This window comes from Georgenia sp. SUBG003, assembly GCF_000715355.2.
Taxonomy (GTDB): Bacteria; Actinomycetota; Actinomycetes; order Actinomycetales; family Actinomycetaceae; genus Georgenia.
On the sequence record NZ_CP180204.1, the window covers coordinates 4,532,651 to 4,550,088 of the forward strand.

Sequence of the window (17,438 nt, forward strand, 5' to 3'; positions counted from 1 at the left end):
GCGAGCTTCATCCCCTACCGTTTCCTACCCCCCGAGCAGGGCGATGGCCGCCCAGAGGGCGATCTTGGCGGGCGTCCACCTGCGGTCCTCGCTCTCCGCGACGGCGGGGTCGACGGAGCTCGGTGGCAGCTCGGTCGTGGGTGGCGCAGACTTCTCCGACATGCGTTTTCCTCAGACTCAGGGCCCTCGTCGTCGGCACTGCCGGCGAGGCCAGGTGTGATTTCCGGAACACGGTACGCCGAATTGGTTTGGACCTCGTAGGACCCTCGGCCGCCTCGCGCCTCCGGGCGGCGCGGACCAGGGCCATTGGTCGGCCCCTGTGACGGGCCTCACTGCCTATGCTTCTCAACGTGACCGCGGTCACCCAGCCTGGCCGCGTACCCCGATGGCGAGGAGCGTCGCGATGGCCAAGTACGTGTACCGGTTCAGCGAGGGTGACAAGGACCAGAAGGACCTGCTCGGCGGCAAGGGGGCGAACCTGGCCGAGATGACGAAGATCGGTCTGCCGGTCCCTCCCGGGTCACGATCACCACGGAGGCGTGCCGCGCCTACATCGCGACGGGCACGTGATCAGCCGTGTCCGCGTCGTCGAGCTCGTCGCGAGGCGGACGATCTTGCTCAGGCCGCTGGAGTCGAGGAAGGTGACGTCCCGGACGTCGACGTCCACCGGGAGACCGACCGCGAGAACGTTGTCCACCGCCGCGGAGAGCTCCTCCGCGAGGCTCATGTCGACCTCGCCGGACAGCACCAGCCGGGACCGTGTCGGCGACGTTCGCACCGTGACCGATCCGATAGGTTCGCTCATGGCCGTCTCCCCGCTGCTAGTCGGCCCCTCCGGGACCGGTCGATCGGCAACTCCGTTGCCGGAGCATCTCACCCTAGGGGGCGGATCCTTATGGTGTAAGCGCCCCACCCTACGGTGTATGCCCCGGATCCGAAACATCCGTGGGGCGGAGCGGGCGCCTGTCCGGAATCTGCCCCTACGCTGACGACCCATGACGTACTCGACCGACCTTCACGACCAGATCCTCGCCGAGGAGGCCCGGGCGCGCCCGGCGAGCAGCACGAGAAGTATCGCGAGCGCGCACAGGACCGAGACGAAACCTCCGACGAATGCTCCGGTCATGCACCCCAGTATGCCCTACGGGGTCCGTCGCCCCCCCGGCCCGGCCGGGGCCCCCCGCCCGTGGACGCCCGCGTCCCGGGGGGTGACGTTTCGGTCACGACGCGGGGCAGCGGCTCCTTCTCGAGCCGCTGCGAGATCACGGTGGTGACGCCGTCGCCGCGCATGGTCACCCCGTACAGGGCGTCCGCCACCTCCATGGTGCGCTTCTGGTGGGTGATGACGATGAGCTGGGAGCTGTCGCGCAGCTCGGTGAAGATCTCCAGGAGGCGCCCGAGGTTGACGTCGTCCAGCGCCGCCTCGACCTCGTCCATGACGTAGAACGGGCTGGGGCGAGCCTTGAAGATGGCCACGAGCAGGGCCACCGCCGTCAGTGAGCGTTCGCCGCCGCTGAGCAGGGACAGCCGTTTGACCTTCTTGCCGGCGGGCCGGGCGATCTCGATGCCGGTGGTGAGCATGTTCTCCGGGTCGGTGAGCACGAGGCGCCCCTCGCCGCCCGGGAACAGGCGCGGGAAGACGTCGTCGGGGTTCTGCGTGGCCTCCGCCGCCAGCGTGAGGGCGGTGGCCTGCATCAGAACACGAAGCCTGCAGCGAGGCCGATCAGACCGAGGGCCTCGACCAGGGCCATACCGATGAACATGTTGATGCGCAGCGGACCGGCCAGCTCGGGCTGGCGCGCCACGGCCTCCTGGGTCTTGCCGACCAGGATGCCCATGCCGATGCCGGGGCCGATGGTCGCGAGACCGTAGCCGATGGTCGCGATGTCTCCGGTGATCTCCATGCGGAGGTCTTCCTTCCTGTGTGGCGTGGCCGGCGGCCACGTCGTTTCGGTTCCGCCCCCGGCAGGTGCCGCGGCGACGACGTCTGTACTAGTGGGACTCGACGGAAAGCTGGATGTACACCGCCGTCAGGACGGTGAAGACGTACGCCTGCAGCACCGCGACGAAGATCGCAGGACTCCCGCTCTGGAGACGAGGCCGTGGAGCTGCGTGACACCGAACTCCGGCGCGGGGAACCTCTCACCGAGCAGCCCGATCTCGAAGAAGCTACCGCGTGAGTCACTCCGGACGGACGGGACACCCTCCCAACTTCCTGCTACCCGCAGTTCGTTGAAGTTCACCATTCCCCATTCCGGGCCTACGAGGCCGCCAACTAGTGACCGGGTCGACACCCGGTCAGCCCGGCGTGTTACTCCTTGGTTTCGATACCATGTTGTCTGGAACGGACGCGTGCGCGACGCGCGGCTCACCGCCACAAGCGACCCGGGGGAGACATAGTGCCTGTGCATGCCGTGCCCATGCATACCGCAACACGGCGGCTGGTCATGATCCTGTGGGACTGCGCGAGCTGGCTCGTCGCGACAGCCCTGATCGTGGGCACCCGTTACGAGTTCTACCTCACAGACCCGCAGTGGACGTCGATCTTCCTGTACGCCGCGATCGCTTGCGCCCTGCAGGTCGTCAGCGGCACCGCCCTCAAGTTGTACAGAGGTCGTTACCGTGTGGGCGCCTTCGACGAGGCCATCGGCCTCGCGGCGTCCACGTTGTGGGTGGCGGTCCTCCTGGGGCTCGGAATGCTCGTCGTCCGCGGCTCGAGCCTCCCGCCGTCTTCGCCGCCCGGGACGTGTTCCTCTTCTACATCCTGTTCGAGGCCATGCTGGTCCCGGTGTACTTCCTCATCGGGAACTACGGCGGCCCGCGCCGGCGCACCGCCGCCCTGAAGTTCCTGCTGTACTCCCTGGCGGGCGGCCTGGTCATGCTCGTCGGCGTGGTCGCGCTCTACCTCGTCGGCCCGGGCGGGGAGCAGGGCTTCCTCATCGACAACCTCGTCGGCAACGTCGAGACCTCCGCGACCGGCGAGCGGCTGCTCTTCCTCGCGTTCTTCATCGCCTTCGCGATCAAGGCACCCATGTGGCCGGTGCACACCTGGCTGCCGGACACCGCGCAGGAGGCGCCCCGGGTGCCTCGGTGCTGCTCGTGGGCGTCCGTCGACAAGGTCGGCACGTTCGGGATGATCACGCTGTGCCTGCCGCTGTTCGGGCAGCTCCCGCCCGTCGATCGTGATGGCTCCGTCGTCGATCGGCTCCAGGCGGTTGATGGCCCGGCACAGCGTCGACTTGCCGGAGCCGGAGGGGCCGATGACGACGACGACCTCGCCGCGCGCCACGGTGAGGTTGATGTCCCTCAGGACGTGGAGATCCCCGAAGTGCTTGTTCACCTCGCTGAGGACGACCAGCGGCTCGCCCCGGGCAGCCTGACCCCCGCCGGCGCTGTGAGAGAGGTCTCGTTGCGTTCGGTCATGGAGGTCAACCTAACGTGCCCGAAGGCCCGCAGACGCCGATGCCGGTAACAAGGTGGAAACGAAGGGCCTGCTAAGTGCCCCTTTCCCGGCCGCCTACACTTTCTCCACCATGTCTTCCACCACCGCGGCCGCACCGAGCACCGCCGAGACGCGCACGTACCTGGTGCGCACCCTCGGCTGCCAGACCAGCGAACGCGAACATTCCCACCAAGAAGCGCATCGGTACACGTCCACCGGAGGCTTCACCAGCGAGATACAGCCGGCACGGCGCGACGAGAAACACCCAGCGCAGTACCGCGACCGCTCGGGCCGACAGCCCCCTCATACGAGCGGTCCGTTCGGCCCGTCGCCCAGGCACCGCCACCGTAGGCGAGCTCGTCTCTCGTTCAGCACACACCAAGTCTGATGCACCGCTGTGCCGGAACTGCGATTCCGACGGCAGGTAGACGGATATCAAAGGCGCGGTTCCTCATGACGACAAGGCCGCGTGATCATCGCAGTTACAGCCGTCCGGAACCGTTGGTCTGTCGAGGGGTTGGAGGGCGAAACGTCGGAGAACCGCCGCCCTGCATGCCACGATGACTCCTCCAGGGTGCGCGTGGCCTCCTCCCAGGTGGCCTCGTCCCCCACCGACTTCTCGGGGTCCCGCGTGGACAGCTCGAGGTAGAACTCCTCGAGCCCGTAGTCCTTGAGGAGGTCCAGCACGAAGGTCAGCAGGCTCGCGAGCTCGTCCTTCATCTGCTCGCGGGTGCAGTAGATGTGGGCGTCGTCCTGGGTGAAGCCGCGGGCGCGGGTGAGGCCGTGCACCACCCCGGACTTCTCGTACCGGTAGACGTGCCCGAACTCGAAGAGCCGCAGCGGCAGCTCGCGGTAGGAGCGCCCGCGCGAGTACACGAGGTTGTGCATCGGGCAGTTCATGGGCTTGAGGTAGTAGTCCTGGCCCTGCCGGGTGATGTTGCCCTCGGCGTCGCGCGCTCGTCCAGGTGCATCGGGGGGTACATCCCGTCGGCGTACCACTGTACTCGCGGACGACGGCCGGTTCGTCGGTCAGCCAGTCATCGTCCTCCCAGACGCGCATCGTGTCGTACATGCGGCGGCCGTAGAGCGAGGTGCCGATGTGTCGTTCGTGCTCGTTCCAGAACGCGTGCACCTCCTCGTCGGGCACGGACCAGTCGAAGGAGCCGAGCTCGTCCTCGAGGTAGCCGTCGAGCGAGGTGTTGGCGGCGTAGATCAGCTTGCCCATGAATGCCTCCGGGTCGACCGAGGTCTCCAGAGTCCAGGGTCACGGCGACACGGGCAAGCACCGGCGGGGGGGGTGCAGCCGACCAGGCGGGTCGGCAGCCACGTAGCCGGTGGTGCCCTACTCGATAGACGGCAACGGGGTCCGTGCCGCCTGCGGGTGCTCGAGGGACCATCACGGGCCTGCGGCGGGAGGCACCGCCAGCGACGGAGACGACGTCGTCCGGGCCGTCGCCCTCGTCGCGGCGGCGGCCGTGCCGCTCGCGTTCACTCACGAGGAACGCGATGATTCCGGCAGCGACCACGAGCAGAGCCACCAGCACGATGCTGAGGACCTGCGAGAACTCCATGTGCTGAGGGTAGGGTGCGCCCCGGCGCTTCACCGAGGCCACCCCCCCCGGGACGACACGCGTCGTTCATCTTGGGCGCCACCGGTCGTACACCCCGGAGTGGCTTGACTACGGTAGATGGCAGATATCCCGCTCGCGGCGGGGGGAGCAGAAACCTGAAGGAGCCTGCGGTGCGTGAGATCTTCAAAGCAAGAGATGGAGCAGCTCGGCGAGGAGCTGCTCACCATGGCGCAGCACATGTCCTCGGCGTCGAGAAGGCGACGCAGGCGCAGGGCGATGGGGAGCATGTACGCCATCGCGAAGATCGTCAGCAGCGCCGGCACGCCGCGGAAGAACTCGATGTAGGCGGTGGCGAACCAGCGGTACGGACCCACGGATGAGAGCTTGAGCAGGGCCATCACGACGCCGAGCAGCAGTCCTCCGGCGAAGGAGATCACCGTGAACAGGATCGTGTTCTTCAGCGCGATCGTGATGATCTCGGGCAGCATCTCCCGCGCGACGTCCCAGCGGAAGAACTGGTTGACGATGCGTTCCCAGTCCGTGGCCAGGACGATGACGAGCAGCAGGACGACGAAGATCGCGTAGTTGACGCCCTGGTACATCCGGCGGGTGGTCTTGCGCATGGCAGCTCCGGGGTCAGGAACCGTCGGCGGCGAAGTAGGAGTCGTAGATCTCCTGGGTCGTCGGGAAGGAGCTGCCGTGCGGGCGATCTGGAAGGGTGCCATCACCTTCGGACTGGTCAACGTGCCGGTGAAGCTCTACAGCGCCACCGAGAGCCACGACGTCCCGATGCACCAGGTGCACGACGCCGACGGCGGCCGCATCCGCTACCAGCGCCGGTGCGAGATCTGCGGGAACGTCGTCGACTACGAGAACATCGACAAGGCCTACGACGACGGTCAGCAGACCGTCGTGCTGACCAAGGACGACTTCGCGGCGCTGCCGTCCGAGCGCAACCGCGAGATCGACGTGCAGGAGTTCGTGCCCACCGAGCAGGTGGACCCCATCATGATGGGCAGCGCCTACTACCTCGCCCCGACTCGAAGTCGACCAAGTCCTACGCGCTGCTGCGCGAGACGCTCGAGCAGACCGACCGCACCGCCATCGTCACGTTCACGCTCCGGCAGAAGACCCGGCTCGCCGCGCTCCGCGTCCGCGACGACGTCCTCGTCCTGCAGACCCTGCTGTGGCAGGACGAGGTGCGCGAGGCGGACTTCCCCGGGCTGGACGAGAAGGTGAACATCTCGGACAAGGAGCTGCAGATGTCCGCCGCGCTCGTGAAGAGCTTCGAGTCGGACTTCACGCCCGTCTGGTCTCGACGCGTTGGCCACCTTCATCCCTCGCGGTGCGTAGCCGGATCAGATCGGACTCAAACTCCGCAACCATGGCGAGCACATTGAACAGCAGTCTGCCGACCGCGTCGGTGGGGTCATAGACCGACCCGCCCAGACTCAGGCTGACCTGACGGGTAGTGAGCTCGTCGGCGATCGCCCGGGCGTCAGGAAGCGACCTGGCGAGGCGATCGAGCTTGGTGACCACCAAGGTGTCGCCCGCCCGACAAGCGGCGAGCGCCTCGCGCAATCCAGGTCGCTCACGATTGGTGCCGGTCAGGCCGTGATCGACGTATATCCGGTCAGCACCGACGCCGAAGCCGAGCAGAGCATCGCGTTGAGCTGTCAGGTCCTGTTCATCGGTGGAGCATCGGGCGTATCCCGGAGCCGACGACGATAACCACGTCCGCGTGCGGCGCCAGCTTCTTGACCGCGACCTGCCGGTTCTGGGTGGCGTAGCAGATGTCGTCGCTCGGCGGGTCCTGCAGGTGCGGGAAGCGCTCGCGCAGCAGCTTCACCGTCTGCATCGTCTCGTCGACCGAGAGGGTGGTCTGGGAGAGCCAGATGACCTTCTCCGGGTCGCGCACCTGGACCCTGTCCACCTCGTCCGGCCCGTTGACCACCTGGATGTGCTCGGGCGCTCGCCTGGTGCCCTCCACCTCCTCGTGGCCGTCGTGGCCGATGAGGAGGATGTCGAAGTCGTCCCTGGCGAAGCGGACGGCCTCCTTGTGGACCTTCGTCACCAGCGGGCACGTCGCGTCGATGGTGGCGTCACCTGCTACGTCGACAACCGCGAGCTCGAGGTCGCGTCGACGTCGTCAAGCGCGCATGGCTCGTCCCGGCCGGCCAGGAGCCGGCCGACGGCGAGGAGCTTGTCAGCGGTGGCTACGCCGAGCTCGTCTTCGACCCGGACGGCATGCGGCGTCCGGAGGTCATCTCCGGCACGACCGTCTGGTGGAGCTACACCGTGACGAACACGGGCGAGCTCGACCTGGAGGACCTCGTGGTGACGGACGACGTCGTCGCCCCGTCGGCCGACGACCCGATCTGCACGATCTCAAGCCTCGGTGCCGGTGGCTCGTTCACCTGCACCGGAGACGGCCCCGTCGCGAGGCAGTGACGGGGCTGACCCTGGCCCGCTGGAAGCAGCAGCCATCCCCCGAAAGGAATGACCGATGAACACAGGACCAAAGGCGCTCTGGCAGGCGTCGCCGGGGTCGCGATCCTCGCGGGCGGCTTGACGGCGATCGCACGGGCGATGCACAGGCGCTGCTGCTGACCGCCGGAGAGCGACGAACCCGGCCGGTGGAGGCGGTCCTTGACCTCGTTCCAGAGGTTCGCGCCACGCAGCGACTGCTCGACCAGGTCGTCCGCCTCCGACTTCCGGATGCGGTTGTTGTTGAGCCGCACCCCTGCGAGGACGTTGTCCGCGATGGACATCGTGGGGAAGGGGTTGGGCCGCTGGAAGACCATGCCGACCTGCCGGCGCACCTGCACCGGGTCGACGCCGGAACCGTAGAGGTTCTGCCCGTCCATGAGGGCCTCACCCTCGACGCGGGCGCGGGATGACCTCGTGCATGCGGTTCAGCGTGCGCAGGAACGTCGACTTGCCGAGGGGTGGTGTGCTGGTCATCCCGCCTCCCTCGTCCTCAGGGTGATGGTCGTTCGGGCGCTGTGCCCTCGGGTGGCCCGGCGGTGCCGGCAGGCTCTCGAGGGTGGGAACCGGTGCTCCGAACGTGCCTCAGATACATCGAACGTGCGCCCAAACCTATCGAACGGGCGTTCGAGCGAGCAAGAGGATTGGTGATATTCCGCCAAATCTGTGGATGGTGTGGCATCCCGGGCGCTTGTGGACGTCAGGAAGGGTGCCGAGGCCATCACGCCGTCGACCGTGTTTCCGCAACGGGCGCATCCGCCGTCGACCGTGTCCCTCGGGCTCCGCCGTCGTCTCCGCGTGCCGCACGGGCACCGGGTGCCAGCCTGGGGCCATGACGCGATTCGGCTACACCCTCATGACCGAGCAGGCCGGCCCGAAGGATCTTCGTTCGCCACGCGATCCGCTCGGCGGTGGACTTCTTGCCGTCCTGCAGCACGCGGTTGACCAGCTGGGTGACGACGGGCGAGCCGTAGACGGGGTCCACGACGAGCGGTCGCTTCGGGGCGGGGCCCTTACGAGGCATTACTTCTTCTCCTTCTTCGCGCCGTAGCGGCTGCGAGCCTGCTGGCGGCCACGGACACCCTGGGTGTCGAGCGCGCCGCGGACGATCTTGTAACGGACACCGGGCAGGTCCTTCACACGACCGCCGCGCACCAGCACGATGGAGTGCTCCTGGAGGTTGTGACCGACGCGGGGATGTACGCCGTGACCTCGATGCCGGAGGACAGGCGGACACGGGCGACCTTGCGAAGCGCCGAGTTCGGCTTCTTCGGGGTCGTGGTGTACACGCGGGTGCACACACCGCGCCGCTGCGGGCTGCCCTTGAGGGCCGGCGTCTTGGAGGTTCCGACCTTGACGCTCCGGCCCTTGCGGACCAGCTGCTGATCGTGGGCACTACATCTCCGTCTCGAAGTACTTGCTGTGTCGATGTGTTCTCTGCTCGCCCGACCTGGGGTCGACCGGCACGGGTCGTCGGACCCGTCCTGGCTCGCTTCCCCTTGCCCCCGCTGTCGGGCGTGTCCTCGCCGTCGCCCTCCAGGCCGTTGGTGACGAAGGTCCAGGTCGGCTTGTTCTCGGCATCCCAGAAGTCGGCGGAGCGGAGGTGGCCGTCGCGGTTGGCGTCGCCGGTGTTGATGGAGGCGGCGTCGATGGTGACGATCGCGGAGGACTCGGGGAGGTTCTCGGAGACCTCGATCTTGCCCTCGAACTTGTCGAACTTGCCGCGCACCTTCGAGATGCCGGCGTGGCGGACGCTGAAGCCCACCTCCGTGTGCGACGGGTCGATGACGTAGGTACCTGCGGGGATGGTGCTCACGAAGCGGTCCTCCTTGGTCCGGTTCCCGGCCCTCGGCAAGGGCTGGAAGTAGTTGACTTTGAACTATATACTCAGGGTGCGAGGTGAGCGCAAGAGGTGGGACATCAAGGTCCGGTGAACGGACCGTGACCGGATCCGCGCGCCCGCCCTAACATTTGCGGCACGACGAGGATTCCGCCTCCCACGGGACGTCGGGGCCGCAACGAGAAGCCAGCTGTCGCGCCACAGAGGTGGCGCCGGACGAGGAAGGCACCATGCCAGCACCGCGACGGCGGTGTCGCTGCTCGCCGCCTACGCCCTGGCCCGCAGCCGCTCACGCCTCATGGGCGTGATCGAGCAGGTCTTCGTCTCCGGCCTGATGATGCCGGTGTTCCTGATGATCGTGCCGATCTTCTACCTGCTCGACTCGATCGGCATGGTATCCACCCGCACCGGACTGGTGCTCGTGTACGCGGCCGTGTCCATCCCGTTCTCGGTGTTCGTGCTCGGCACGTTCTTCCGCCAGCTTCCCGGCGAGCTGGAGGAGGCCGCCCGCATCGACGGCGCGGGGCCGCTGCGGATGTGGTCGTGATGCTGCCGCTGGTCCGGCCCGCGGTGGCGACGGTGGTCGTCTTCCGGTTCGTGCCGATCTGGAACGACTTCTTCTACCCGCTGATCCTCGTCCGCGACCGGACCAGGTACACGCTCCCCCTCATCCATCCGCCAGCCGCCGACGAGCCCGTCGGAGGTCGCCGCGGCGGCTCCGGTAGCGGGCACCGCGACCAGCGCCGCGCCCATCAGTACGGCCGCCGACGCGGCCAGCACCCCCCGTGAAGGGGCGATCCTGCGTTCAGACATCATTGCTCCGCCCTGAGTTCGGACGCCGCGACTCGCCCCCGGTCACTGCGTGGCGCAGGTCATCGTTGACCTGCGCCGAGTGTTGCAGAGCACCGGGCGGCCACGAGGGGAAATGGCTGTCCTATATCGCGGACGTGATCAGCGCGTCACGGTGAACACGAGGTACCGGTAGCAGACGTAGCGGAACGCGGTACCGAGACGAGGCCGACGCCGTTGGCGGCGACGTTGTCGGCCAGCGGAGAGGTGAACCCGAGCACGTAGTGGCTCACGGCGAGGCAGCCGACGGCGATGGCCATGCCACCGAGGTTGACGAGCCCGAACAGCGCGAGCTCCCGGTCCGCGAGACTAGCGCGCGCCGGCGGCGGGTGAGGGCCAGGCGGTGCTCGCCCGGCCTCCGATCTCTAGACATCATCGTCTTTTCCCCCAGATTCTGATGGTTCAGTTGTTCTGCGTGCTGTGGCCTGTGTGGCCGCCACCGTGGCCGTGGTGCTGGAACCGGTCGATCGCCTCCTGTGCGCCGTCGGGCATGGATCCGTCGGCGTTGCGCACCAGGAAGATCCCGGCCATCCCGCCGTCGGAGTGGAACTGGACGTGGCAGTGGTACATCCACGCCCCGGCCCCGACCGAGTCCCCGGCGAGAACCTGGAAACCGAAGGAGTCGCCCGGGTTGAGGTCGCGGTCGATCACCTGACTGGGGTCGTTCGGGCCCTCGAGGATGCCCGTGCGGTTGTTCGCCCAGCGGTGCGTCGTGGACTACCTCGAGGGCGGCGACAAGAGCCGGGTCGCAGCCAAGTGCGGTGATGAGGTGGTCGCCTGGCTGGATGTCGACGCCGGAGAGCCGCCAGTGCTTGTCGGAGATGTCGGTGGCGAGAGCCCACGCGGCCAGCTCCCAGTCGCTCTGCCAGATCACGTGCACCTTCGATCGACGCAAGAACAGGCGCCCGTCCGGGGCTGAGGTGCCAAAGTCCGGCCGTCGAAGGGGGTAACGATCGACCTCGTCCCCGTCGTTAACGGCCTCGGCCTGCGCATCGAGGAGGGCATCGATCATCTTGGCGCGGGTCAACGACCGGAGGTAGTCCTCGTCGAGCGCGGGGAACGCGGGCCGCATGAGGTTGAGCAACGCGAGCCGGTCCAGCCGGTGCAAGGTCATGAGGTACAAGACGTCCTACAACCGGTCCGACCAGCCCGTCGTCGGTCTGCTCGTGCGGCGGCCGACCGGCACGTGGGACAACCTCCGGGAGGTCGACGACATCGGCACCCGCGGCATCGTCCAGCTCGACGAGTCCACCGGAACCCTCCGGGTGCTCTACACCGAGAGCACCAACTACGACGACATCCTCATGAAGGCGGCCTCCGTGCGGGACCTCGCGTTCCCCGACTCGGCCACGACCGTGATGGACGGCAACTTCAACAACGTCACCAGCACCAGGGAGAACGTCGGCGGCGGGCTCATGGTCATGGCGTCCTCCGTCACCGAGGCGCACTCCACCCTGCTCGGAGGAGCCCGGCTGCCGATCCGGAGCCGATCCCCGACCCCGAACCGGGACCGGTTCCTCGGGCGGGGTGCGCGGGCGGTGGCTGCTGGACGAGGGGGCGGGGACGACGGCGGCCGACTCTTCGGGCCTGGGCAACCACGGGAGGGCGCAGGGCACGGTGGCGTGGGGCCCGGGGCGCACGGGGTCCTCGCTGGTGCTCGACGGGTCGAGCGGATACGTCCAGGTCCCGGACTCCGGCTCTCTCGCGTCTCCGGCGCGATGACGGTCGCGGCATGGGTGCGTCCGCAGGCCCTTGTGCATTATCAGTCCGGGATCAGTCGTATCAGCGGTGAGGACTGGACCGACGCCAACGGGCCTCTGACCGGATGGCGTCTCCGATAGTCGCTCACCGGTGAACTCCAGCGCCAGCAGCAGCTCCCTCGCCGCCGCGTTCGCCTCCAGGTCCACCACCTCGTACTCCACGCCCTCCCGCTTCAACGCCCGCTCCGTCAGCCGGCACGCCTGACACCCACCCAGGCCGTACACGACCACCTTCGCCCCATGACTCACTTCCCTGCCAGAGACGTTTCCTGCCGTTCCTGGCAGCAGTTCGGTTTGAGCCGCGACGGGGCACCAGAGGTCAAGCTCGGACAAGCCCGGCGCTGTGTCGACCACGACGTAACGGAACTGCGACGCGAGCATCCTGAGGAGACCCACCTCCTCGGCAGATGCCGTCTGCAGCGGCCGGTGAATCTGGCGCGCAGATCGCGTACAAACCTGTGGGATGGAGGCTGAGGAAAGTCTTGAGCGCCATCGTCGCGCGCAGCGGGCCCGTGGACAGCGTCGAGCAGCGAATATTCCGGAGCGAGATTGAGAGCCGTGGCGACGTCACCGAACTGGACGTCAAGATCGACAATCACGGTCGAATGGGGTTCCGCTCGTGCGAGTCCCACGGCGAGATTGGTCGCCGTTGTTGTTTTGCCGACGCCGCCTTGGGTGAGACGACACTGATAATGCGGCCGGTCAGGCGGGCTCCGGGGGCGCCGCCGGGCCCGTCCTCGCCCGCCGGCGCCCCGACATGAACGTCGCCGCCGACGCCTACGCCGCCGCCGCCGGCGCCGACGTCGTCCTCCTCCTCACCGAGTGGAAGCAGTTCCGCGAGCTCGACCCCGCCCGGCTCAGGGACCTCGTGCGCAACCCCTGGATCATCGACGGCCGCAACGCCCTCGACCCCACCACCTGGCGCGCCGCCGGCTGGACCTACAACGGGATCGGCCGCCCGTAGTCGATCATCGGTCCCCGATCATCCATACTGGCGATCTCCAGACACCCATCCAGGCCGAGGAGGCCCCTTGCGCGTGCTCATCACCGGTGGCGCCGGTTTCATCGGCGCCAACTTCGTCCACCAGACCGTCGAGGACCACCCCGGCGCCAGGTGACCGTCCTGGACCAAGCTGACCTCGGCCGCGTATGTGCTTGGCCGGGGCGTGTCGACTAAGGCGAGCAGGTCGACGTCAGAGCCCGCGACCGCGTCCCCGCGTGCCTGGCTCCCGTAGACCAATAGCGCTCGTGCATCGGCTGGAAGATCCGGGAAGTCGGCCACGATGGCGGATGGCACGCCGAGCCCCAATAGGGCGTCGACAACGTAATCTCGATTCACATTACCTACGTTACGAGTTCACAGCGAGGTTAACGAAGCCGAGAGAAGTCACTTCGCCGCAGATAGCTGCCGACGAGCATCCAGCCCGACGCTGCGTGCTGCCCGCTTCGCTACGCACCGCGGCCGTTTAACGATCGTCTACTGGTTGTCATTGAGGAGGTCCGGGGCTTTCTTTCGGAATTTGCAGGAGTGGATGTCTAGCGTCTCCAATTGAGGCTCGTACCCGACGTGCAGCCACTGGCAGCCAGCCCGCCAGTGACGGATCGTCCGGCCGTCTCGGATGATCGTGGTGGAGTCGGCGATGGAGGCGATCTCGTTGAGCTTGTGCGAGATCATGATGCAGGTCATGCCCTGCTCACGGAGCTGGCGCAGCAGGCCGAGGAGGTGCTCGGAGTCCTGGTCGTTGAGGGCCGCCGTGGGCTCGTCGAGGATCAGGAGCTTGACGTCCTTGGACAGCGCCTTGGCGATCTCGATCAGCTGCTGCTTGCCCACGCCCAGCGCCCCGACGGGCGTGACGGGGTTCTCGTGGAGACCGACGCGGTCGAGCAGCTCTCCCGCACGGGCGTTGGTCGCGTGCCAGTCGATGAGCCCTTCGACGCCTGCTCGTTGCCGAGGAAGATGTTCTCGGCCACCGAGAGGTGCGGCACCAGCGCGAGCTCCTGGTGGATGATGACGATGCCCTTGGCCTCGGAGTCGTTGATCGAGTGGAACTCGACCGGCTCGCCCTCGAAGTAGATCTGGCCCTCGTAGCTGCCGGCGGGGTACACGCCGGAGAGCACCTTGAGGGTGGACTTGCCCGCCCCGTTCTCGCCGCAGATGGCGTGGATCTCTCCGCAGGACGTGGGCTGCCTCCTCGCGCTGCCGCCTGAGCACGAGGAAGGACACGAGCGCCCCACCACCACGGCCGCCATCCACAGGAACCAGGACCGCAGACCGAGCAGGTAGAGCAGCCCGGCGGAGGCAAGCACGAGGCCCAGACGGAGCAGGGTGTACACGAGCAGACGCATCCCACCAGCGTAGGCGGCCCCGCGGTCCGGCCCCGCGCACCCCGAGATCTGGGGATATCGCTGACCACGGGCGTGCACTTCCCGGCCTACTCTGGGATTATGCTCCGCATCCTGCCCGCTGTGATCCTCATCGCCCTGGTCGTCTACGCGCTCATCGACTGCGTACGGACGCCGGACGACGACATGCCCGCAGGCATGCCGAAGGTCCTCTGGATCGTGCTCATCATCGTCTTCCCCGGGATCGCGGCGTTCCCTCGACCTTCGGCAACATCATCACCTACCTCGCCGGCGAGTTCGTCGGCGCCTTCATCGGTGCCGTCCTGGCGTTCCTGGCCTTCAAGACGCACTTCGACCAGGAGGCGCCGGGCGCCACCAAGCTGGCCGTCTTCTCCACCGGGCCGGAGATCCGCAGCTACGGCTGGAACTTCGTCACCGAGGTCATCGGCACCTTCGTCCTCGTCTTCGTCATCATCCTGTTCGGCCCCAGCCCCTCCGGACTCGGTCCGCTCGCGGTCGCCTGCTCGTGGTCAGCATCGGCATGAGCCTCGGTGGCCCGACCGGGTACGCCATCAACCCCGCCCGTGACCTCGGCCCCCGTGCCCACGCCGTCCTGCCGATCCGCGGCAAGGGGCACAGCGACGCTTGTAACCGTCGTCCTGGTTGTTCCCTGACGTGGACATATTTCCTCTCGCGGACTTATTCCGCATGCATCTGTGCTGGATGTTCGAGAAACGCAAGGAGCCGCAACTGTAAAGTTGCGGCCTCCTTGTAACGGGTGTTCGGCGGTGTCCTACTCTCCCACACAGTCTCCCGTGCAGTACCATCGGCGCTGAGGGGCTTAGCTTCCGGGTTCGGAATGGGACCGGGCGTTTCCCCCTCGCTGTGACCGCCGTAACTCTATGGAGATATCGGTGCCGACGGCCGGTCGGGGGGTGCGTATCTCGGGAACCGCACAGTGGACGCGTAGCACTCTTCGTTTCTTCCACACGTGTTGGTGTTGTGGCAAGTTGTCGGCCAATTAGTACCGGTCAGCTCCAGTCTACTTCGGTCAGGACAGCCCGGAGTACTCGATCGTCGGCGCTCCCGAGGGCACCGACCCGTGGGAGCTCGACTATCCCGACGACGACGCGGAGAACAGCGCCGTCAACACCACCTACGCCGGCGACGGCGGGCCGTCGGTCGGCAACTTCTTCCAGAAGCTGCTCTACGCCCTGAAGTTCGGCGACATGCAGATCCTCTTCTCGGACCGCGTGACCACGGAGTCGCAGATTCTGTTCGACCGGGACCCGCACGAGCGCGTGGCCAAGGTCGCGCCCTACCTCACCCTCGACAACCGGGCCTACCCGGCCGTGGACATGGACGACGACGAGTCCACCCCGAAGGAGCTGGTGTGGATCGTCGACGGCTACACGACGACCAACGACTACCCCCTACTCGGCGCGGGAGTCCCTCGAGGAGGCGACCACGGACTCTGTCGTCGACGCGAACGGCCAGCCCGTCACGGTCGGCGCGGCGCCCGAGCAGGTCAACTATCGCGGCCGAGTCCCACAACGACAACTCGCTCAACGACCCGTCCCCGTTCGTCACGACGAACCTCATCGGGACGTTCACGCTGCTCGAGGCCGTCCGCCGGCACGGCGTGCGGTTCCACCACATCTCCACCGACGAGGTCTACGGCGACCTCGAGCTCGACGACCCGGCGAAGTTCAACGAGAACACGCCGTACAACCCCTCCTCGCCGTACTCGTCCACGAAGGCGGGCTCCGACCTTCTCGTGCGGGCGTGGGTGCGCTCGTTCGGCGTCGCTGCGACCCTCTCGAACTGCTCGAACAACTACGGGCCCTACCAGCACATCGAGAAGTTCATCCCCCCCCAGATCACCAACCTCATCGACGGCGTGAGGCCCAAGCTGTACGGCGCCGGTCAGAACGTCCGCGACTGGATCCACGTCCGCGACCACAACACCGCGGTGTGGCGGATCATCGAGCAGGGCAAGATCGGGCCGCCGCACCGGCGGCGTCGACGTCCTCGTTGAGGTCGCCGACGTCCGCGTTGATCGAGCGCACGCCCAGCCCCGACTCGCGGATGGTCGTAGCCACCTCGCGCACGGCGTCGTCCGTCAGCTCGTACGGCACGTGGTCGCAGACGCCGGGCAGCGCACCTAGGTCGATCTCGCCGAAGCCGAGGCTCCGGATCGTGCCCAGGGCCTCTGCGAGGGGGAGCCTGCGAAACGTGATGCTCGAGCAGACCACTCGGGGGTGAACGGCCATTCGTTCTCCTTAAGAACTCCGTCGTTCGTGTGACCAACGTCCTAACGGGCCGGAACGGTAAGCGTTCTACTGTTCGACTGTCAACACTTGCCAGATCCGCAAGATCCCGGTTCAATTGACGAGTGAGCACCGAACCGTGGCGCTGCCGCCATTGCGCGCCCTCAACCTGCGCGACCAGGCGCTCGCCGCCGTGCCGGGAAGCGATCGTCCACTCCCCACCAGCCCGGCAGAGCTGGTCAGCAGGTCCCACGACCCCGAGGGTGCAACGCCCGCCGGCTGTCACACACCCCCGGTCTAGCCTCGTCCGCTTTCGCTCGCCACTACTCACGGAATATCTCTTCCTGCGGGTACTGAGATGTTTCACTTCCCCGCGTTCCCCCCACACGCCCTATATATTCAGGCGCGGGTAACCAGACATGACTCTGGCCGGGTTTCCCCATTCGGACACCCTCGGATCACAGCTCGTTTGCCAGCTCCCCGAGGCTTATCCGCAGGCTACAACGTCCTTCTTCGGCTCCTGGTGCCAAGGCATCCACCGAATGCTCTTAAAACTTGACCACAAAAGATCAAAGATGCTCGCGTCCACTGTACAGTTCTCAAGCTACGCACCGACTCCCCGCCCGCACCCACCGGGAACGGCCGGCAACGGACCAGCGCTGGCGGCGATCCAGGACGACGCCGAGCTCGCCTCCATCGAGGACGACCCGTCGGACGACGACGACCGTGACCCCGACGACCGTGACCCCGACGACCGTGACCCCGACGACGACGGCGCCATGACGCGGTCGTGACCTCCGCGTGCGATCCGGGTCACCGAAATGCTTGCCCGTTCTCCCGATGCCCGACATGATCCGAGGTGACGACGACGTCCCT

17 protein-coding genes, 1 rRNA gene, 18 pseudogenes and 1 other annotated feature are annotated in these 17,438 nt (G+C 67.2%); of the genes and pseudogenes, 14 read left to right on the forward strand and 22 right to left on the reverse strand.

Annotated elements, in window-relative coordinates:
* Positions 1-24 precede the first annotated feature (24 nt).
* Positions 25-162, reverse strand: a complete 138-nt coding sequence (locus DA06_RS26140) for a hypothetical protein (protein WP_418606443.1) — start codon at positions 160-162, stop codon at positions 25-27.
* A 241-nt stretch (positions 163-403) separates the two neighbouring features.
* Between DA06_RS26140 and DA06_RS26145 the strand changes: the two are divergent.
* Positions 404-564, forward strand: a pseudogene (locus tag DA06_RS26145) (PEP/pyruvate-binding domain-containing protein); the annotation flags it as partial.
* On the opposite strand, the gene DA06_RS26150 reads toward DA06_RS26145, so the two are convergent.
* From DA06_RS26150 to DA06_RS26165, 4 genes and pseudogenes are all read right to left on the reverse strand, one after another.
* Entirely contained in the window at positions 527-997 is a 471-nt protein-coding gene (locus DA06_RS26150; RefSeq protein ID WP_418606444.1) for an STAS domain-containing protein, read from the reverse strand. The pseudogene DA06_RS26145 and the gene DA06_RS26150 overlap by 38 nt on opposite strands.
* Before the next feature lie 125 nt (positions 998-1,122).
* Positions 1,123-1,647: pseudogene (locus DA06_RS26155) on the reverse strand (AAA family ATPase); the annotation flags it as partial.
* Between the two features lie 47 nt (positions 1,648-1,694).
* Entirely contained in the window at positions 1,695-1,904 is a 210-nt protein-coding gene (gene atpE / locus DA06_RS26160; protein ID WP_211338682.1) for an ATP synthase F0 subunit C, read from the reverse strand.
* An 88-nt stretch (positions 1,905-1,992) separates the two neighbouring features.
* Positions 1,993-2,073: pseudogene (locus DA06_RS26165) on the reverse strand (F0F1 ATP synthase subunit A); the annotation flags it as partial.
* 347 nt (positions 2,074-2,420) lie between these two features.
* On the opposite strand from DA06_RS26165, the gene DA06_RS26170 reads away from it, so the two are divergent.
* Positions 2,421-2,843 (forward strand): hypothetical protein, encoded by a 423-nt coding sequence (locus tag DA06_RS26170; RefSeq protein WP_418606446.1) that lies wholly within the window; start codon positions 2,421-2,423, stop codon positions 2,841-2,843.
* A pseudogene (locus DA06_RS26175) lies at positions 2,777-3,100 on the forward strand (proton-conducting transporter membrane subunit); the annotation flags it as partial. The gene DA06_RS26170 and the pseudogene DA06_RS26175, both read left to right, overlap by 67 nt.
* A 54-nt stretch (positions 3,101-3,154) precedes the next feature.
* On the opposite strand, the pseudogene DA06_RS26180 reads toward DA06_RS26175, so the two are convergent.
* From DA06_RS26180 to DA06_RS26190, 3 genes and pseudogenes are all read right to left on the reverse strand, one after another.
* Positions 3,155-3,358, reverse strand: a pseudogene (locus tag DA06_RS26180) (ATP-binding cassette domain-containing protein); the annotation flags it as partial.
* A gap of 630 nt (positions 3,359-3,988) precedes the next feature.
* A pseudogene (locus tag DA06_RS26185) lies at positions 3,989-4,446 on the reverse strand (aminoacyl--tRNA ligase-related protein); the annotation flags it as partial.
* Between the two features lie 596 nt (positions 4,447-5,042).
* Complete coding sequence (locus DA06_RS26190) at positions 5,043-5,636, reverse strand: ABC transporter permease subunit (RefSeq protein ID WP_418606447.1); 594 nt, start codon at positions 5,634-5,636, stop codon at positions 5,043-5,045.
* Positions 5,637-5,712: 76 nt separating this feature from the next.
* Between DA06_RS26190 and DA06_RS26195 the strand changes: the two are divergent.
* Positions 5,713-6,320 (forward strand): annotated as a pseudogene (locus tag DA06_RS26195) (Ku protein); the annotation flags it as partial.
* Here the strand turns inward: DA06_RS26195 and DA06_RS26200 are convergent.
* Together DA06_RS26200 and DA06_RS26205 are read right to left on the reverse strand one after the other, a co-directional pair.
* Positions 6,285-6,693: pseudogene (locus DA06_RS26200) on the reverse strand (recombinase family protein); the annotation flags it as partial. The pseudogenes DA06_RS26195 and DA06_RS26200 sit on opposite strands and share 36 nt — an antisense overlap.
* A 34-nt stretch (positions 6,694-6,727) precedes the next feature.
* Positions 6,728-7,138, reverse strand: a pseudogene (locus DA06_RS26205) (4-hydroxy-3-methylbut-2-enyl diphosphate reductase); the annotation flags it as partial.
* 122 nt (positions 7,139-7,260) lie between these two features.
* Between DA06_RS26205 and DA06_RS26210 the strand changes: the two are divergent.
* Positions 7,261-7,464: a DUF7507 domain-containing protein gene (locus tag DA06_RS26210; protein ID WP_418606448.1), complete on the forward strand. Its 204-nt coding sequence runs from the start codon at positions 7,261-7,263 to the stop codon at positions 7,462-7,464.
* A gap of 68 nt (positions 7,465-7,532) precedes the next feature.
* Here DA06_RS26210 and DA06_RS26215 read toward each other — a convergent pair.
* From DA06_RS26215 to DA06_RS26230, 4 genes and pseudogenes are all read right to left on the reverse strand, one after another.
* Positions 7,533-7,956 (reverse strand): annotated as a pseudogene (locus DA06_RS26215) (phosphate ABC transporter ATP-binding protein); the annotation flags it as partial.
* Between the two features lie 265 nt (positions 7,957-8,221).
* Positions 8,222-8,524 (reverse strand): hypothetical protein, encoded by a 303-nt coding sequence (locus DA06_RS26220; RefSeq protein ID WP_418606449.1) that lies wholly within the window; start codon positions 8,522-8,524, stop codon positions 8,222-8,224.
* Positions 8,524-8,930: pseudogene (rpsL, locus tag DA06_RS26225) on the reverse strand (30S ribosomal protein S12). Before rpsL ends, DA06_RS26220 begins: the two are co-directional and overlap by 1 nt.
* Positions 8,931-9,094: 164 nt before the next feature.
* A pseudogene (locus tag DA06_RS26230) lies at positions 9,095-9,316 on the reverse strand (YceI family protein); the annotation flags it as partial.
* Between the two features lie 274 nt (positions 9,317-9,590).
* Between DA06_RS26230 and DA06_RS26235 the strand changes: the two are divergent.
* Entirely contained in the window at positions 9,591-9,887 is a 297-nt protein-coding gene (locus DA06_RS26235; RefSeq protein ID WP_418606450.1) for an ABC transporter permease subunit, read from the forward strand.
* Positions 9,884-10,129, forward strand: a complete 246-nt coding sequence (locus DA06_RS26240; protein WP_418606451.1) for a hypothetical protein — start codon at positions 9,884-9,886, stop codon at positions 10,127-10,129. The genes DA06_RS26235 and DA06_RS26240 overlap by 4 nt, the downstream gene beginning before the upstream one ends.
* A 170-nt stretch (positions 10,130-10,299) precedes the next feature.
* On the opposite strand, the gene DA06_RS26245 is transcribed toward DA06_RS26240, so the two are convergent.
* Positions 10,300-10,449, reverse strand: a complete 150-nt coding sequence (locus DA06_RS26245) for a hypothetical protein (RefSeq protein ID WP_418606452.1) — start codon at positions 10,447-10,449, stop codon at positions 10,300-10,302.
* 142 nt (positions 10,450-10,591) lie between these two features.
* Entirely contained in the window at positions 10,592-10,840 is a 249-nt protein-coding gene (locus DA06_RS26250) for a multicopper oxidase domain-containing protein (RefSeq protein ID WP_418606454.1), read from the reverse strand.
* Between the two features lie 461 nt (positions 10,841-11,301).
* Between DA06_RS26250 and DA06_RS26255 the strand changes: the two genes are divergently transcribed.
* Positions 11,302-12,030: a hypothetical protein gene (locus DA06_RS26255; protein ID WP_418608441.1), complete on the forward strand. Its 729-nt coding sequence runs from the start codon at positions 11,302-11,304 to the stop codon at positions 12,028-12,030.
* An 84-nt stretch (positions 12,031-12,114) separates the two neighbouring features.
* Here the strand turns inward: DA06_RS26255 and DA06_RS26260 are convergent.
* Together DA06_RS26260 and DA06_RS26265 are read right to left on the reverse strand one after the other, a co-directional pair.
* Positions 12,115-12,198, reverse strand: a pseudogene (locus tag DA06_RS26260) (hypothetical protein); the annotation flags it as partial.
* On the reverse strand, positions 12,195-12,581 hold the full coding sequence (locus DA06_RS26265; protein WP_418606455.1) for a hypothetical protein: 387 nt from the start codon (positions 12,579-12,581) through the stop codon (positions 12,195-12,197). The pseudogene DA06_RS26260 and the gene DA06_RS26265, both read right to left, overlap by 4 nt.
* Positions 12,582-12,706: 125 nt before the next feature.
* Between DA06_RS26265 and DA06_RS26270 the strand changes: the two genes are divergently transcribed.
* Entirely contained in the window at positions 12,707-12,913 is a 207-nt protein-coding gene (locus DA06_RS26270; RefSeq protein ID WP_418606456.1) for a UDP binding domain-containing protein, read from the forward strand.
* An 18-nt stretch (positions 12,914-12,931) separates the two neighbouring features.
* On the opposite strand, the gene DA06_RS26275 is transcribed toward DA06_RS26270, so the two are convergent.
* Complete coding sequence (locus tag DA06_RS26275; RefSeq protein WP_418606458.1) at positions 12,932-13,288, reverse strand: nucleotidyltransferase domain-containing protein; 357 nt, start codon at positions 13,286-13,288, stop codon at positions 12,932-12,934.
* Positions 13,289-13,549: 261 nt separating this feature from the next.
* Positions 13,550-14,121: pseudogene (locus DA06_RS26280) on the reverse strand (ATP-binding cassette domain-containing protein); the annotation flags it as partial.
* Between the two features lie 273 nt (positions 14,122-14,394).
* On the opposite strand from DA06_RS26280, the pseudogene DA06_RS26285 reads away from it, so the two are divergent.
* A pseudogene (locus tag DA06_RS26285) lies at positions 14,395-14,493 on the forward strand (hypothetical protein); the annotation flags it as partial.
* Positions 14,494-14,543: 50 nt separating this feature from the next.
* Positions 14,544-14,935 (forward strand): annotated as a pseudogene (locus DA06_RS26290) (MIP/aquaporin family protein); the annotation flags it as partial.
* Between the two features lie 137 nt (positions 14,936-15,072).
* Here the strand turns inward: DA06_RS26290 and rrf are convergent.
* A 5S ribosomal RNA gene (rrf, locus tag DA06_RS26295) occupies positions 15,073-15,189 on the reverse strand.
* A gap of 176 nt (positions 15,190-15,365) precedes the next feature.
* On the opposite strand from rrf, the pseudogene DA06_RS26300 reads away from it, so the two are divergent.
* Positions 15,366-15,668 (forward strand): annotated as a pseudogene (locus tag DA06_RS26300) (UPF0182 family protein); the annotation flags it as partial.
* Between the two features lie 161 nt (positions 15,669-15,829).
* Positions 15,830-16,297: pseudogene (locus DA06_RS26305) on the forward strand (dTDP-glucose 4,6-dehydratase); the annotation flags it as partial.
* Here the strand turns inward: DA06_RS26305 and DA06_RS26310 are convergent.
* A complete protein-coding gene (locus DA06_RS26310) occupies positions 16,275-16,565 on the reverse strand; it encodes a hypothetical protein (RefSeq protein ID WP_418606460.1) in 291 nt (96 codons plus the stop codon). The pseudogene DA06_RS26305 and the gene DA06_RS26310 sit on opposite strands and share 23 nt — an antisense overlap.
* A 173-nt stretch (positions 16,566-16,738) precedes the next feature.
* Positions 16,739-17,079, reverse strand: a sequence feature (23S ribosomal RNA rRNA prediction is too short).
* A gap of 58 nt (positions 17,080-17,137) precedes the next feature.
* On the opposite strand from DA06_RS26310, the gene DA06_RS26315 reads away from it, so the two are divergent.
* The gene (locus DA06_RS26315; protein ID WP_418606461.1) at positions 17,138-17,356 is read left to right on the forward strand and encodes a hypothetical protein; all 219 of its coding nucleotides are present in this window, start codon (positions 17,138-17,140) and stop codon (positions 17,354-17,356) included.
* The last annotated feature ends 82 nt before the right edge of the window (positions 17,357-17,438 follow it).